The organism is Coprococcus intestinihominis (assembly GCF_040096555.1).
GTDB lineage: Bacteria > Bacillota > Clostridia > Lachnospirales > Lachnospiraceae > Coprococcus_A > Coprococcus_A intestinihominis.
The window spans coordinates 1-1,587 of record NZ_JBBMEK010000419.1 but is presented as its reverse complement, the minus strand read 5'-3'; the positions used below and the strand labels follow the sequence as shown (position 1 = coordinate 1,587).

Annotated in this window: 2 protein-coding genes; both read left to right on the top strand. The window is 42.2% G+C overall.

Annotation, left to right across the window (positions count from 1 at the left end; genetic code table 11):
* The first annotated feature begins 177 nt into the window (after window positions 1-177).
* On the top strand, window positions 178-1,005 hold the full coding sequence (locus tag WMO25_RS17845) for a MerR family transcriptional regulator (protein WP_349086553.1): 828 nt from the start codon (window positions 178-180) through the stop codon (window positions 1,003-1,005).
* Between the two features lie 55 nt (window positions 1,006-1,060).
* Window positions 1,061-1,587: aminotransferase class I/II-fold pyridoxal phosphate-dependent enzyme (locus tag WMO25_RS17840; protein WP_349086550.1), on the top strand; the 527-nt coding region annotated here is incomplete at its 3' end.

The window sequence follows — 1,587 nt, the reverse complement described above, 5'->3', positions numbered from 1 at the left end:
GGCCGGTGTAAAATGGCCGTTAATTGAGTGACTCATAAATAAAATCCTTTCAAAAGATAGTGTAACTTTTATCAACATTTGATAGAATATACTATTGGGTAACCCTATAGTCAAGAGGGAATACAAATATTTACAATTAGATGCGTGAAAAGGCAGAAATGCTTTTGGAGGGATAAAATGGACAGGCATGAATATATGACAACAGGTGAGTTTGCGTCGGCCATGGGTGTTTCAAAGGATACATTGTTTCATTATGATGACATTGGCTTATTTTGCCCTGAAAAGGTATCGGAAAACGGGTATCGATATTATTCCATTTATCAGATGGAGACATTTGATACCATACGGATGCTGCGGGACCTGGGGATGCCTCTGAAAGAAATCAGAGATATGCTTGCGCATCGCAGCCCGGAGCGGGTGATGCATGTTTTTGCAGAGAGAGAGCAGCAGATTGACAGGCAGATAGAAAAGTTAAAAGCGATGAAACAATGGCTGTCCAGGCGGCGGGAGAAAATTGCAGATGCAGAAAAAACAGATTTTTCGGAAGTGACGATTCAGGCATTTTCCGAGAGATACTATTTGTATGGGCATGTAGCGGATGGCCTGGAGAAATCCATCTATCGGAAAACCAGCGAGTTGATTGCGGAATTCAAGAAGTCGGGTATGCGGAGCGATTATGATGCAGCTTATATTCAATATGACGAAAATGTCCAAAAAGGGAAATTTACAGAGTATGACAACACGATTCTGTTGGTGGATGAGCGGCCTGTGACAGGTCAGTATGAGATTCTGCCGGGAGGCAGGTATATTACTGCTTATCATGTAGGGCATTGGATGAATATTGGACAGACATATGAGCGATTGCTGCAATATAAAGAACAGCATCACTTAAAGACTGAGTCGTTTTATATTGAGCGGTATGTGGTGGATAATTTTATTGCCAAGGAAATAGAGGATTATGTAACTGAAGTAGCAGTGAGAATTTTGGATGCGAGTGACAGGTGATCATTCAGGCAGCAGATGAATTGAAGAGAAACTTTGAATAGACAGGAGAAATCAGATGAAGAATATACATGGCGGAGATATTTATCAATACAATAATATTCTGGATTTTTCAGCGAATATTAATCCGCTTGGGGCCCCGGAATCAGTGAATCGGTCAATTGCTGATGCCATCGGGCAAATTGGTCATTATCCGGAAATGTACAACGACAGCCTGCGAAAAGCCATCGGAGAGAAGTATCATATAGACAGCAGTCAGATCATTTGCGGAAATGGAGCGGCGGACGTGATTTATCGGTATGTGTATGCGGTAAGACCGAAGAAAATTCTGGTGACGGCACCTTGCTTTGCGGAGTATGAGGGAGCCTGGAGAAGTCTTTGGGCATCGTATGACGTACCTGAAACAGCGGTGTATTCTTTGGATCACCAGGATTTTTGCATTAAAGAAGATATTTTGACGTTGATTGGACGGGAAATGCCGGAGGTTGTTTTTTTGTGCAATCCTAATAATCCGACTGGGGTTCTGATACCGGTACAGATTTTAGCATCAATTGCTGAATGCTGCAAAGACAATAAAATCCGGTT